Origin of the sequence: Escherichia sp. Marseille-Q3837 (genome assembly GCF_916618735.1) — a bacterium.
Taxonomy (GTDB): Bacteria; Pseudomonadota; Gammaproteobacteria; order Enterobacterales; family Enterobacteriaceae; genus Escherichia; species Escherichia ruysiae.
Genome location: NZ_CAKAKC010000001.1, coordinates 3,614,603 through 3,629,193, shown reverse-complemented (window position 1 = coordinate 3,629,193; position 14,591 = coordinate 3,614,603). Strand labels below are relative to the sequence as shown.

The 14,591-nt window shown below is 51.5% G+C and carries 12 protein-coding genes; 5 read left to right on the top strand and 7 right to left on the bottom strand.

The features are described from left to right. Window positions 1-44: 44 nt before the first annotated feature. Together mfd and LG381_RS17590 are read right to left on the bottom strand one after the other, a co-directional pair. Complete coding sequence (gene mfd / locus LG381_RS17595; protein ID WP_225762704.1) at window positions 45-3,491, bottom strand: transcription-repair coupling factor; 3,447 nt, start codon at window positions 3,489-3,491, stop codon at window positions 45-47. Between the two features lie 127 nt (window positions 3,492-3,618). Next, on the bottom strand, window positions 3,619-4,689 hold the full coding sequence (locus tag LG381_RS17590; protein WP_225762703.1) for an acyltransferase family protein: 1,071 nt from the start codon (window positions 4,687-4,689) through the stop codon (window positions 3,619-3,621). Between the two features lie 263 nt (window positions 4,690-4,952). On the opposite strand from LG381_RS17590, the gene lolC reads away from it, so the two are divergent. From lolC to cobB, 5 genes are read left to right on the top strand one after another with little or no spacing between them, the layout of a single operon-like run. Then, window positions 4,953-6,152 (top strand): lipoprotein-releasing ABC transporter permease subunit LolC, encoded by a 1,200-nt coding sequence (gene lolC, locus LG381_RS17585; protein WP_000284716.1) that lies wholly within the window; start codon window positions 4,953-4,955, stop codon window positions 6,150-6,152. Further along, window positions 6,145-6,846, top strand: coding sequence for a lipoprotein-releasing ABC transporter ATP-binding protein LolD (lolD, locus tag LG381_RS17580; RefSeq protein ID WP_001033706.1), 702 nt, complete (start codon window positions 6,145-6,147; stop codon window positions 6,844-6,846). The genes lolC and lolD overlap by 8 nt, the downstream gene beginning before the upstream one ends. Beyond that, a complete protein-coding gene (gene lolE / locus LG381_RS17575) occupies window positions 6,846-8,090 on the top strand; it encodes a lipoprotein-releasing ABC transporter permease subunit LolE (RefSeq protein ID WP_001251371.1) in 1,245 nt (414 codons plus the stop codon). The genes lolD and lolE overlap by 1 nt, the downstream gene beginning before the upstream one ends. A 28-nt stretch (window positions 8,091-8,118) precedes the next feature. Next, complete coding sequence (gene nagK, locus LG381_RS17570; protein ID WP_032225397.1) at window positions 8,119-9,030, top strand: N-acetylglucosamine kinase; 912 nt, start codon at window positions 8,119-8,121, stop codon at window positions 9,028-9,030. 15 nt (window positions 9,031-9,045) lie between these two features. Further along, the gene (cobB, locus tag LG381_RS17565; protein ID WP_032225396.1) at window positions 9,046-9,867 is read left to right on the top strand and encodes a Sir2 family NAD+-dependent deacetylase; all 822 of its coding nucleotides are present in this window, start codon (window positions 9,046-9,048) and stop codon (window positions 9,865-9,867) included. 163 nt (window positions 9,868-10,030) lie between these two features. On the opposite strand, the gene LG381_RS17560 is transcribed toward cobB, so the two are convergent. From LG381_RS17560 to potA, 5 genes are read right to left on the bottom strand one after another with little or no spacing between them, the layout of a single operon-like run. Further along, the gene (locus LG381_RS17560) at window positions 10,031-10,492 is read right to left on the bottom strand and encodes a DUF3592 domain-containing protein (protein ID WP_105289695.1); all 462 of its coding nucleotides are present in this window, start codon (window positions 10,490-10,492) and stop codon (window positions 10,031-10,033) included. A gap of 57 nt (window positions 10,493-10,549) precedes the next feature. After that, the gene (gene potD / locus LG381_RS17555; RefSeq protein WP_000759317.1) at window positions 10,550-11,596 is read right to left on the bottom strand and encodes a spermidine/putrescine ABC transporter substrate-binding protein PotD; all 1,047 of its coding nucleotides are present in this window, start codon (window positions 11,594-11,596) and stop codon (window positions 10,550-10,552) included. Next, on the bottom strand, window positions 11,593-12,387 hold the full coding sequence (gene potC / locus LG381_RS17550; RefSeq protein WP_000580316.1) for a spermidine/putrescine ABC transporter permease PotC: 795 nt from the start codon (window positions 12,385-12,387) through the stop codon (window positions 11,593-11,595). Before potC ends, potD begins: the two co-directional genes overlap by 4 nt. Continuing rightward, a complete protein-coding gene (potB, locus tag LG381_RS17545; protein ID WP_225762702.1) occupies window positions 12,384-13,241 on the bottom strand; it encodes a spermidine/putrescine ABC transporter permease PotB in 858 nt (285 codons plus the stop codon). The genes potC and potB overlap by 4 nt, the downstream gene beginning before the upstream one ends. Beyond that, a complete protein-coding gene (potA, locus tag LG381_RS17540; protein ID WP_105281021.1) occupies window positions 13,225-14,361 on the bottom strand; it encodes a spermidine/putrescine ABC transporter ATP-binding protein PotA in 1,137 nt (378 codons plus the stop codon). Before potA ends, potB begins: the two co-directional genes overlap by 17 nt. Window positions 14,362-14,591: the final 230 nt, after the last annotated feature.

Here is a 14,591-nt window from a genome sequence, read left to right as displayed (position 1 = left end):
GTAAATGTTGGGGATGGGGGCGAAGAAACGCCCCCAATTTACCATTAAGCGATCGCGTTCTCTTCCAGTTCACGCATAAACTGGCGCACCCATTCGATTCGCGTTTTCCGCTCGCTCAAATCCTGAATAAACTTCAGGCGCGTCGGGCCATCAAGGCGGTAATGCTGCGGCTGTTTTTGCAGCAAACCAATCAGCCAGGCAGGATTCACGTGATTCTTCTCAGCAAATTCGATCACACCGCCTTTCTCGTTCCCTTCCAGCTTCCTGATCCCCAGCTTCTGCGCTTGCTGGCGCAGACGGGCAATATCCAGTAGGGTTCGCGCCGGATCCGGCAGCAGGCCGAAGCGATCGATAAGTTCGACTTTGATCTCTTCCAGCTCGCTTTCCGTTTTGGCGCTGGCAATACGTTTATAGAACGACAGACGGGTATTTACATCAGGAATGAAGTCATCCGGCAACAGCGACGGCATCCGCAGTTCGACTTCCGTTTGCTGGCTGGTGAGATCTTCGAGCGACGGCTCGCGTCCGGCTTTCAGTGCATCGACGGCATTTTCCAGCAACTCCATATAAAGCGAGAAACCGATAGTTTCCATCGAGCCACTTTGTTCTTCGCCGAGCAGTTCACCGGCGCCGCGAATCTCCAGATCGTGCGTTGCCAGCGCAAAGCCCGCGCCAAGGTCTTCCAGAGAAGCAATCGCTTCGAGACGTTTTTGCGCATCGGTAGTCATCGCTTTCGGGTGCGGCGTCAGCAGCCATGCATATGCCTGGTGATGCGAACGTCCGACGCGGCCGCGCAACTGGTGCAGCTGCGCCAGACCGAAGTGATCTGCGCGTTCAATAATAATGGTGTTGGCGGTAGGGATGTCGATCCCGGTTTCGATAATTGTGGTACAAACCAGCACGTTAAAACGCTGATGATGGAAATCATTCATCACCCGTTCCAGTTCGCGCTCACGCATCTGCCCGTGACCGATGGCGATCCGCGCTTCTGGCACCAGTTCTGCCAGCCGTTCGGCGGCTTTCTGGATGTTTTCCACATCATTGTAGAGATAATAAACCTGTCCCCCGCGCAGAATTTCACGCAGGACAGCCTCTCTGACCACCAGACTGTCATACTCACGGACAAAGGTTTTAACTGCCAGACGACGAGCGGGCGGCGTGGCGATAATCGACAGATCGCGCATTCCGCTCATCGCCATATTCAGCGTTCGTGGGATCGGCGTTGCGGTAAGTGTCAGAATATCCACGTTCGCGCGCATCGCTTTAATGCGCTCTTTATGACGCACCCCGAAGCGGTGTTCTTCATCGACAATCAGCAGGCCTAAATCTTTAAACTTGACGTCACTTTGCAGCAGTTTGTGCGTACCGATCAGAATATCGATTTTCCCTTCCGCCACTTCCGTAAGGATTTGCGTCTGCTCTTTGGCGCTGCGGAAACGGGAGATCATTTCGATGCGTACCGGCCAGTTGGCGAAACGGTCGCGAAAGTTGTCGTAATGCTGCTGCGCGAGCAGAGTTGTTGGCACCAGCACCGCCACCTGCTTGTGGTTCTCTACCGCCAGGAAAGCGGCGCGCATCGCTACTTCTGTTTTACCAAAGCCAACATCGCCGCACACCAGACGATCCATTGCCAGCGGCTGACACATGTCGCTAAGCACCGCATTAATGGCCTGCGCCTGATCCGGCGTGGTTTCGAACGGGAAGCTGTCGCAGAACAATTGATATTGCTCACGATCGTGTTTAAACGCGAACCCCTCTTTGGCGGCGCGTTGAGCGTAGATATCCAGCAATTCCGCCGCCACATCACGCACTTTTTCTGCCGCTTTCTGCCGAGCGCGTGACCACGCATCGCCGCCAAGTTTATGCAGCGGGGCATTTTCTTCTGCACCACCCGCGTAACGGCTAATCAGATGCAGCGACGACACCGGAACATACAGTTTGGCGTCGTTGGCATAGGTGAGCATCAGATACTCGCCGGTAATGCCGCCAGCTTCCAGCGTGGTCATTCCGGCATAGCGCCCGACACCGTGCTCCAGATGCACCACCGGCTGACCAATATGCAGTTCCGCGAGGTTGCGGATCAGTGTATCGGGGTTGATGGCGCGGCGAGAATCCTGACGACGACGGGCAACGCGTTCACCGAGCAGATCGCTTTCGCAAATCAGTGCCAGATTACGCACCGTATCGACAAAACCATGTTCGGCAGCGCCAATCATCAGATAACGCCCACGGTCGCTGGCCTCATCGAGGCGCATAATGCGTTGCGGAGCAATTTTAATACGGGCGAGCAGTTCACCGAGTGCTTCACGGCGACCTTCACTTTCTACCGAGAACACCACCGGGCCGTCGAAAGATTCAAGAAATTTACGCAGCGCATCCAGCGGGGCTTTTTGCTGCGCCTGAACGGCAAGGTCTGGCAGTTTCTGAAAGCCTAAATTGGCATTCGCTGCTTTTGTCGGTAAATGTTCATTTTTTAGCTGTACACGCGGCCAGTTTTTCAGCTCTGAGAACAGTTCATCGACCCGCAGCCAGAGCGATTGTGGCGGCAGTAGTGGACGCATCGGATCGACGCCGCGATTCTCAAAACGCGCCAGCGTGTCAGCCTGGAAACGTTCGGCACTGTTTTCCAGATCGCCAGTATTCACCAGCAGTGTATTTGCAGGGAAATAACTGAACAGTGGCGGCAACGGTTCGCTGAAGAACAGCGGTTGCCAGTACTCGATCCCGGCAGGCAATGTGCCTTTGCTCACTTGTTGATAAATATGTTCTGGATCGCGTTTTACTTCGAAGGTATCGCGCCACTGGCTGCGGAACAGTTCAATTGCCGCTTTATCGGTCGGAAATTCGTGGGCGGGCAGCAGATTGATCGCTTCTACTTCCTCCAGCGTGCGCTGGCTATCGACATCAAACACCCGCAGGCTGTCGATTTCATCATCAAAGAAATCAAGACGATAAGGTAGCTCACTCCCCATCGGGAAGAGATCCAGCAACGCGCCGCGCGTGGCGTATTCGCCGTGCTCCATCACTTGGTCAACATGACGATAACCGGCGCTGTCCAGTTGGGTACGCAATGCATCTCGTGACAGGCGCTGACCTTTTTTCATCACCAGCGCATGGCCGTGGAGAAAACTGTGCGGGCAAACGCGCTGCATAAGCGTATTCACCGGAACAATCAGTACACCACGCTGCATTGTTGGTAACTGGTAAAGGGTGGAAAGACGCGAGGAGATAATATCCTGATGAGGCGAAAAACTGTCGTAAGGGAGGGTTTCCCAGTCCGCCAGATTCATCACCATCTGGTCGGTGAACTGGCTGATTTCATCATGCAAACGCAGAGCATTTTGCATATCTGGTGCGATGAGCACCACCGGTCCGGCGTGACGTTCGGCAATTTCCGCTACCAGCGTCGCACAGGCAGCGCCGGTTAACTCGCCCAGCAGACGCTGTTCACCCGCTTTGACGGGCAGCGTATAACGATATTGTTCAGGCATAACGGTTGTCAGATTCTCGTTAGGATATGCCTCAACATATGGGGGCATATCTCTGATAAGCAATGCTGTTCATTATCCGGAATCGACATGGTTTAGCAAATTGAATCGCCCCGGCTGGGGCGATGGCTTAGCGAGAGTAACTGGTTGTAGGCAGAGAAGGCGGGGAGAACAACAGATCGCTGAATGCGCGTTGTGAAATTTTGCGTACCAACAAGCCAGCAACAGTACAAATCAACAAACTGACAAAGGGGTAAACCAGCAGGAGCGTCAGTTCGAGTTGCGGCGACCAGCGCGCCGCGTTCATTTGCGGAATCAGACTCAAGCTGAATATCTCTACCAGAATGCGATGGGTGGTGTAGATGGCAATGGTGTTGGAACCAATCACATTCAGCAGGCTGGAGGAGCGCATACCGAAACGCTGCTCGTACTGATAAAACAGCTTCATGATCACCACAATCGATACCAGCGACAGGAGTAGCGACACGTTAAACAACCAGGCACTGACCGCCAGAACGGCCAGCAGCGAAGACATCAGCAGATGGCGGCGCAACGGTACTTCTTTAACACAGGTCATTAATGTTGCGCCAAACCAAGCGCCAAGGCTGTAATAAGGCAAATTGCGGATCACACTGTTCATTCCCCACCACGGCGTGGGAACGAAATTAACAGCCACACTCATCAGTACAAACAGGGCGAATAATGGCAGCGCCTGGCGGTTAAAAATTTTACACACCACGAAATAGACAATTAAAGCATACAGATACCACAAGCTGGTGCTGGCGGTGATCATCCCGTGCAGGAACTCACCGGTGGAATCGGCATAAGCAGCATTTGAGGCATTGCTGTAATCGCGCTCAGGTGCCAGCCACTGATTCAGTGCGCTCAGCGCCAGCCACTGGACGATACCCCACAGCGCCAGCACCCAGAAGATGCTCCAGATCCGTTTATCGAGACAATTTCCCCACGGCACACTGTCGATATAGCGGCGAATCAAATAGCCGGAGATAAAGAAAAAAACCGGCATACGGAAGGGCGCAAGGTAAAGATTGAAATAGATCCAGCATTTGCTCAGGACTTCCGATAACGGATGCTGAAAAGTGGTCATATGCGGATAAAAGGTAATGACCGAGTGATAAACCACCACCAGACAGATGCATAACCCTTTGATCTGGTTAATCCATAGTTCTTTTTGTTTCATCAGAAGAACACGCTCTTTTATTAATTTACCAACAACTGATCCTGCTGGTTATTAACCGAGGTGTAATGGGTATCTGTCTGTATTAGATGATTTTTCAGATTAAGATCAGGCTGCAAGCCTGCTGGTAAAATATGGCAATTTAGCCGATTGATTTATGGATGCTTTTCAGATTAGCCCTGATGATCACTTACAGTTCAGGCGTTTACCCATCCTGCTTTCGCTTATATACTCGTGTCTTTGCTAACAGCAACCAGACGGATTTCATGTACCAACCTGTCGCTCTATTTATTGGCCTGCGTTACATGCGTGGGCGTGCAGCGGATCGCTTCGGTCGTTTCGTCTCCTGGCTTTCTACCATCGGCATTACCCTCGGGGTGATGGCGCTGGTCACAGTATTGTCAGTGATGAACGGCTTTGAGCGCGAGCTGCAAAACAACATCCTTGGCCTGATGCCACAGGCGATCCTCTCTTCGGAGCAGGGCTCTCTTAACCCGCAGAAACTCCCTGAATCGGCAGTCAAACTGGACGGCGTAAATCGCGTCGCGCCTATCACTACTGGTGATGTGGTGCTGCAAAGCGCACGCAGCGTGGCGGTTGGCGTCATGCTAGGTATCGATCCGGCGCAAAAAGATCCGCTAACCCCGTATCTGGTCAATGTGAAGCAAGCCAACCTCGAGCCGGGGAAATATAATGTCATCCTCGGTGAACAGCTTGCCTCACAGTTAGGTGTCAATCGCGGCGACCAAATCCGCGTGATGGTGCCTTCTGCCAGCCAGTTCACGCCGATGGGGCGTATTCCAAGTCAGCGTCTGTTCAATGTGATTGGCACTTTTGCCGCCAACAGTGAAGTCGACGGCTATGAAATGCTGGTGAATATTGAGGATGCCTCGCGTCTGATGCGTTATCCGGCAGGTAATATCACCGGCTGGCGTCTGTGGCTGGATGAGCCGCTGAAAGTGGATTCGTTAAGCCAGCAAAAACTGCCAGAAGGCAGTAAATGGCAGGACTGGCGCGACCGTAAAGGTGAGCTGTTCCAGGCCGTGCGTATGGAAAAAAATATGATGGGCTTGCTGCTGAGCCTGATTGTCGCCGTTGCGGCGTTTAACATTATTACCTCGCTGGGGCTGATGGTGATGGAGAAGCAGGGCGAAGTGGCGATTTTGCAAACGCAAGGTTTAACTCCGCGACAAATCATGATGGTCTTTATGGTACAGGGTGCCAGCGCCGGAATTATTGGTGCGATCCTGGGCGCGGCGCTTGGTGCGCTGCTTGCCAGCCAGTTGAATAATCTGATGCCGATAATCGGCGTCCTGCTTGATGGCGCGGCGCTGCCGGTCGCTATCGAACCTTTACAGGTCATTATTATTGCGCTGGTGGCGATGGCTATCGCGCTGCTTTCTACGCTTTACCCTTCATGGCGCGCTGCCGCCACACAACCCGCTGAGGCTTTACGTTATGAATAAGATCCTGTTGCAATGCGACAACCTGTGCAAACGCTATCAGGAAGGCAGTGTGCAAACCGACGTGCTGCACAATGTCAGTTTCAGCGTGGGTGAAGGCGAAATGATGGCTATCGTCGGCAGTTCAGGTTCCGGTAAAAGTACCTTACTGCACCTGCTGGGCGGGCTGGATACGCCAACTTCCGGCGATGTGATTTTTAGCGGTCAGCCGATGAGCAAACTGTCGTCGGCGGCAAAAGCAGAACTGCGCAACCAGAAGCTGGGCTTTATTTATCAGTTTCACCACCTGCTACCGGATTTTACCGCCCTGGAAAACGTAGCTATGCCGCTGCTGATTGGCAAGAAAAAGCCCGCTGAAATCAACAGTCGAGCGTTGGAAATGCTAAAAGCGGTGGGGCTGGAGCATCGCGCGAATCACCGTCCATCCGAACTTTCCGGCGGCGAACGTCAGCGTGTGGCGATTGCCCGTGCGCTGGTCAATAACCCGCGTCTGGTACTGGCAGATGAACCTACCGGTAACCTTGACGCACGTAACGCCGATAGCATCTTCCAGTTGCTTGGGGAATTGAATCGCTTGCAGGGCACCGCCTTCCTGGTGGTTACTCACGACCTGCAACTGGCGAAACGTATGAGCCGCCAGTTAGAAATGCGTGATGGTCGTCTGACGGCGGAACTGAGCCTGATGGGGGCGGAGTAATGGCGATGCCTTTATCGTTATTAATTGGTCTGCGTTTTAGTCGCGGACGGCGGCGTGGCGGCATGGTGTCGCTGATCTCCGTCATTTCTACCATTGGCATTGCACTTGGCGTGGCGGTATTGATCGTCGGCTTAAGCGCGATGAACGGCTTTGAACGTGAACTGAATAACCGCATTCTGGCGGTAGTACCGCATGGCGAAATTGAAGCAGTGGATCAGCCGTGGACTAACTGGCAGGAAGCACTGGATAACGTGCAAAAAGTGCCAGGTATTGCCGCTGCTGCGCCGTATATCAATTTCACGGGGCTGGTGGAAAGCGGAGCAAATCTGCGCGCGCTTCAGGTTAAAGGGGTTGATCCGCAACAGGAACAGCGCCTAAGTGCGCTGCCCTCGTTTGTCCAGGGTGATGCCTGGAACAATTTTAAAGCCGGTGAGCAGCAGATTATTATCGGCAAAGGCGTAGCGGATGCGTTAAAAGTGAAGCAGGGCGATTGGGTGTCGATCATGATCCCAAATTCGAATCCCGAGCATAAACTGATGCAGCCAAAACGTGTGCGCTTGCAAATTGCCGGAATTTTGCAGCTGAGCGGTCAACTCGATCACAGTTTTGCCATGATCCCGCTGGCGGATGCCCAACAATATCTTGATATGGGTTCCAGTGTGTCAGGTATTGCCCTTAAAATGACGGATGTATTTAACGCCAACAAACTGGTGCGTGACGCGGGCGAAGTGACCAATAGCTATGTTTATATCAAGAGCTGGATCGGCACTTACGGCTATATGTATCGTGATATCCAGATGATCCGCGCCATTATGTATCTGGCGATGGTACTGGTGATTGGCGTAGCCTGTTTCAACATCGTCTCCACTTTAGTGATGGCGGTAAAAGACAAGAGTGGCGATATCGCAGTATTAAGAACGCTGGGCGCGAAAGACGGTTTAATTCGCGCCATTTTTGTCTGGTATGGATTACTGGCAGGGTTGTTCGGCAGCTTGTGTGGTGTGATTATCGGCGTAGTGGTTTCGCTGCAACTTACTCCGATCATCGAGTGGATTGAAAAGCTGATCGGTCATCAGTTCCTCTCCAGCGATATCTATTTTATTGACTTCCTGCCATCGGAATTGCACTGGCTGGATGTCTTCTACGTACTGGTCACAGCATTGTTGCTGAGTCTTTTGGCAAGTTGGTATCCGGCGCGGCGCGCCAGCAATATTGACCCTGCGCGAGTCCTTAGCGGCCAGTAAAGGCAGTACATTAAAACAAGGAGCGGCAATGTATTACGGGTTTGATATTGGTGGAACAAAAATTGCGCTTGGCGTATTTGATAGCAGTCGGCAGTTGCAGTGGGAAAAGCGGGTGCCGACACCGCGTGACAGCTATGACGCATTTTTAGATGCAGTGTGCGAGCTGGTCGTCGAAGCCGATCAGCGTTTTGGCTGTAAAGGTTCTGTCGGCATCGGTATTCCGGGAATGCCGGAAACAGAAGATGGCACGCTGTATGCCGCCAATGTCCCCGCTGCCAGCGGTAAACCGCTGCGTGCCGACCTGAGCGCACGTCTTGAGCGCGATGTGCGACTTGATAATGACGCGAACTGTTTTGCCCTTTCTGAAGCCTGGGATGATGAATTTACCCAATATCCGCTGGTGATGGGGTTAATTCTCGGCACCGGCGTTGGCGGTGGACTGGTGTTTAACGGTAAAGCGGTGACGGGTAAAAGCTATATTACCGGCGAGTTTGGTCATATGCGTCTGCCGGTCGATGCGTTAACCATGATGGGGCTTGATTTCCCATTACGCCGCTGCGGCTGTGGTCAGCATGGCTGCATTGAAAATTATCTGTCTGGTCGCGGTTTTGCGTGGCTGTATCAACACTATTATCATCAACCGTTGCAGGCTCCCGAAATTATTGCGCTTTATGATCAAGGCGATGAGCAGGCAAGGGCGCATGTTGAGCGTTATCTGGATCTATTAGCGGTTTGTCTGGGAAACATCCTGACCATTATTGACCCTGATCTGGTGGTCATTGGCGGTGGTTTATCCAATTTCCCGGCAATCACAACGCAACTGGCGGACAGGCTGCCTCGTCATCTCTTACCTGTAGCTCGTGTTCCGCGCATTGAACGCGCGCGCCACGGTGATGCAGGCGGAATGCGTGGAGCTGCCTTCCTACATCTAACCGATTAAACAACAGAGGTTGCTATGCTGTCGCGTCGGGGTCATCGGTTAAGTCGTTTTCGTAAAAATAAACGCCGCCTGCGGGAGCGTTTACGTCAGCGTATTTTTTTCAGAGATAAAGTGGTGTCGGAAGCAATGGAAAAACCAAGAGTACTCGTACTGACAGGGGCTGGTATTTCTGCGGAATCAGGTATTCGTACCTTTCGCGCCGCAGATGGCCTGTGGGAAGAACATCGTGTTGAAGATGTTGCGACGCCAGAGGGCTTTGATCGCGACCCTGAACTGGTGCAAGCGTTTTATAACGCTCGTCGCCGACAGTTACAGCAGCCAGAAATACAGCCTAACGCCGCGCATCTTGCGCTGGCTAAACTGCAAGATGCCCTCGGCGACCGCTTTTTGCTGGTGACGCAGAATATCGATAACCTGCATGAACGCGCAGGCAATACCAATGTGATTCATATGCATGGAGAATTGCTGAAAGTACGTTGTTCGCAAAGCGGGCAGGTTCTCGACTGGACTGGTGATGTTACGCCAGAAGATAAATGTCATTGCTGCCAGTTTCCGGCTCCGCTGCGCCCGCACGTGGTGTGGTTTGGCGAAATGCCGCTTGGTATGGATGAAATTTATATGGCACTGGCGATGGCGGATATTTTCATTGCCATTGGCACATCCGGGCATGTTTATCCGGCGGCCGGTTTTGTTCATGAAGCAAAATTGCATGGCGCGCACACCGTGGAACTCAATCTTGAGCCGAGCCAGGTTGGTAACGAATTTGCCGAGAAATATTACGGCCCGGCAAGCCAGGTGGTGCCAGAGTTTGTTGAAAAGTTGCTGAAGGGATTATAAATCAGGAGTAATTGCCTGATGCGCTACGCTTATCAGGCCTACGATAGGGCGCAATTAATTGAATTTGCGGGTTTTGTAGGCCGGATAAGGCGTTAACGCCGCATCCGGCATAATACACGCGCACTTTATTGGCCTCTTTTAACTTTTACTCGTATGAATTTTTTCATGGGCGGGACTTCCTGTTCCTGCGTGATTTTTTAGAGGAGGGGACCATGATTATCAGACCGATACCACCGAAAATAATGCCTGCTATGCCAACAAAGCCCCATTCAAAAAAATTAACCCAGGGATTGTTTATTTCGGCTTCTTCTGGATGCCCTGGCGGATAATAGACATTGACTTTGTCACCTTCGCTATCTTCATAAAAATCACTACCAATATTTGAATTAAAAATTAGCGTGTAATCTGGTGTAGGGCGAAAGGCAACCACTGGATACCAGGAACCATTATCACCGACGTCGTTTGAATGATTGTTGTACCAGACGGCATCAACAATGACCCCTTCGGTATGCATCGCATTTTTGGTATAGGTGAACTGGTTGTAAAATATAACAACAGAAATAACGAGCAGTACCAAACCAATACCGACGAAAGAGCGGGATAAAACGTTACTGTCCTGACTCATATGTCACTTCCTTGCTAAATAAAAAACGGGCGGTAATACCACCGCCCGTTTGCTGAATTAACGTCCTGCTTTCAGCTTCTGATAATACTCTTCATAAATGCTGCTGGCTGCGCCAACGTCATTCTGCCATTCACCATTTTTAATGGTTTCAGCATCCGGGTAGAGCGTTTTATCGTTCGCTACTTCCGGGCTTAACAGCTTACGCGCCGCAAGGTTTGGCGTTGGATAACCGATAGTTTCGGCAACCTGTTTTGCCACATCCGGGCGCAGCAGGAAGTTGATCAATTTCAGCGCGCCTTCTTTGTTTTTGGCATTTGCCGGGATCGCCAGGCTGTCCATCCAGAAAATGCCGCCTTCTTTCGGCCACACCACGTCAATTGGCGTACCCGCCTGGCGCGCAACGAAAGCAGAACCGTTCCAGATCATGCCGAGGTTAACTTCGCCTTCCATGTACGGGTTAGCCGGGTTATCGGAGTTAAACGCTGCGACGTTTGGCATCAGTTTTTTCAGCTCGTTATATGCAGCTTCAATCTCTTTCGGATCGGTGGTGTTACCGGAATAGCCCAGCTTACGCAGCGCCATCTGGAACACTTCACGGGCATCGTCGGTCAGCAGCAGGCTGCCTTTGTACTCAGGCTTCCACAGATCGGCCCAGCTGGTAACGGATTTCGGATCCACCGCATCACCGTTAACGCCAATCGCCGTCGCACCCCAGATATACGGAATGGAGTAGTCGTTATTCGGGTCAAAAGGCTTGTTGAGCATGTCTGGATCGAGATTGCTGAAGTTCGTTAACTTCGACTTGTCGATCTTCTGGATCATCCCTTCTTTACGCATTTTATCGACGTAATAGGTTGAAGGAACCACCAGGTCATAGGCACCGTCTTTGTACGTTTTCAGCTTGGCATACATGGTTTCGTTCGACTCGTAAGTCGAATAGATAACCTTAATACCGGTTTCTTTGGTGAACTGTTCAAGCAGTCCTGGCGGCACGTACTCGGTCCAGTTGTAGAAATACAGCGTGTTGTTGTCATCGGCGTGAGCGGCGCTCATGCCCAGTGCCAGAGCACCCGCCGCGAGCAGGTGGCGTGACCATTTTTTCATTTAACGTCCCCTGTGTTACCTTTCGTTTTATCACGAGCAATAAGCTGGCTGGCAATTACCATTACCAGCGACAGCACCAGTAATATGGTTGCCAGCGCGTTAACTTCCGGCGATACGCCGACTTTGACCATCGAATAAATTTTTAACGGCAGAATTTCATAACTTGGTCCGGTGACGAACGAAGAAACTACCACATCGTCCATCGACAGGGTAAAGCTTAACACCCAGCCCGCCGCTACCGCTGGCATTGCCAGTGGCAGAATGATTTTTCGCAGAATGGTAAATTCGCTGGCACCGAGATCTTTCGCCGCTTCCAGCATTCGCACGTCAAAACCTTTCAGGCGCGAATACACTGTCACCACCACAAATGGCAGGCAGAAGGTGATATGCGAGAACAGCAGCGACCAGAAGCCAAGCTGAATACCCAGCAGCATAAACAGCACCAGCAGCGAAATCGCCATCACGATATCTGGTGACATCATCACCACAAACAGCATTCCGCTAACGAACGGCTTACCACGAAAGCGATAACGGTACAGCGCAACTGCCGTCAGTGAACCGATAAGCGTAGCAAACGTCGCCGAAAACACCGCCATTGTTAGTGAATGCTGCGCTGCCTGTAACAGGCTGTCGTTGTTCATCAGCAGGCTATACCATTTGGTAGTAAAACCCTGCCAGTTAATGCCAAAGCGCGAGCTGTTAAAGGAGTTCACAATCAAAATAATGATTGGGATATACAGGTACGCGTAGATAGCGGTCATAAAACCGCCGCGAAGCAGTCGACCGATCATTCGAGTTCCACCTTCTTGTTCAGCAGACGAGAAGCGCGCCAGTAAACCAGTAACATCAGGCCCATTACGATAGTCAGCGTAATGCTGGTGGCTGCACCAAATGGCCAGTCACGAATATTGAGGAACTGTACCTTGATGACGTTACCGATCAGCAGGTTTTTCGCACCTCCCATCAGGTCGGATACATAGAACAAGCCCATAGCTGGCAGCATCACCAGCAGACATCCGGCAATAATTCCCGGCATCGTCAGCGGAATAATAATACGGATAAAAGTCTGCAATTTGCTGGCACCGAGATCGCGCGCCGCTTCCAGTAAAGGTTTATCCAGTTTTTCAATACTGGAATAGAGTGGCATCACCATAAACGGCAGCAGAATGTAAACCAGACCGATAATCACCGCGCCGGGGGTGAACATGATGCGAATTGGGGTATCAATAACGCCCAGCCACAGCAGGAACTCGTTGAGATAGCCTTTGGTGCTGAGGAAAATTTTTAGCCCGTAGATACGAATCAGCGAGTTTGTCCAGAACGGAACAATCAGCAGAAACAGCAGCAGCGGTCGCACTTTATGCGGCAGTTTTGCCAGAAACCAGGCAAACGGGTAGCCCAGCACCAGGCAGGCGAGAGTGGCGATCAGCGCCATATTCAGTGAGTGCACGAGCACTTCAAAATAGAGCGGATCGAGCAGACGTGTGTAGTTATCCAGCGTAAAGACCATTTTGACGAAACTTGCGTCGTCGCGGGTCAAAAAGCTGGTGCCAATGATCATCAGGTTGGGCAGAAAGACAAACAACACAAGCCAACCGACGATAGTGACAATCACTACATTCTGGAACTTACTTGTGTTCTTCATCAGCCAGTACGACCTCCCAGCTTTCTACCCAATTAATGGCCATTTTCTGGTCGAGTGAGTGGTCAAAGTCAGGATCGTCTTCGTTGAAGAATTCGCTGACCATCACCATCTTGCCATTTTCCAGTTCGACAACCGACTCCAGCGTCATGCCTTTGTAGTTACGCTCGCGAACGTAACCAATCAGCCCTTCGACGTGGTTGTCGTCGTTAATCTCTTCAACACGTAAGTCTTCCGGGCGCAGCAGAACATGCAGTTTTTGCCCCGGTTCAACGGCGAAGTTAACGTAGATATTACACTCGCGGCCTTCAACGTTGGCGCGTACGCGTTGCTCGTCGAGACGTTCGATCACCGTGGCGTTAAACATATTGATTTCGCCAATGAATCCGGCAACAAACAGGTTTTTGGGTTCTTCGTAGATTTCACGTGGTGTGCCGTCTTGTTCAATGCGACCATCGCGCATCACCACAATCCGGTCAGACATAGTGAGTGCCTCTTCCTGGTCGTGGGTAACGAAGACGAAAGTAATGCCAAGTTTTCGCTGTAACGCTTTTAACTCGTTCTGCATCTGTTTGCGCAGTTTGTAATCCAGCGCGGAAAGCGATTCATCAAGCAACAACAGACGAGGCTTGTTAACCACTGCGCGGGCAATGGCCACGCGTTGCTGCTGACCGCCAGAGAGTTGATGCGGTTTGCGTTGAGCGAAGGTTTCCAGTTGTACCATCCGCAGGGCTTCCATCACGCGAGGCGTAATTTCAGCAGCGGGGGTTTTTTGCATACGCAAGCCAAAGGCCACATTTTCGAATACGGTCATGTGGGGGAATAACGCGTAGCTTTGGAAAACGGTGTTCACATAGCGGTTTTCCGCCGGAACGTGGGTGATGTCCTCGTTATCCAGCATGATGCGCCCGGAATCAACAGTTTCCAGACCCGCAATCAGGCGAAGAACGGTTGTTTTACCGCAGCCAGAAGGGCCAAGCAGCGTGAGGAACTCGCCATTGTTGATAGTCAGATCAAGCTGGGGAATGACTTCTTTACCATCAAAGCATTTGCGAATTCCCGCCAATTGCACCAGCGGTGAAAGCGAACTCGGTTGTTTATTCAATTTTTTACTCTGTCCCATGTAAACGCAACGGATGGCTTACCGATGCGGGGTTTGTGGTTAACCACCTTGGTGACTCTTAATGAGGGCGGTAATTCTACGGCAAACCATCGGAATCGCCAATCCTTGTTGTGAATTACTGGCTTAGCTTTATATTGATTAAGGTAATGTTGATAAATATTCCCGCTTGCAGGGGTAAAAGTGACCTGACGCAATATTTGTCTTTTCTTGCTTCTTAATAATGTTGTCAC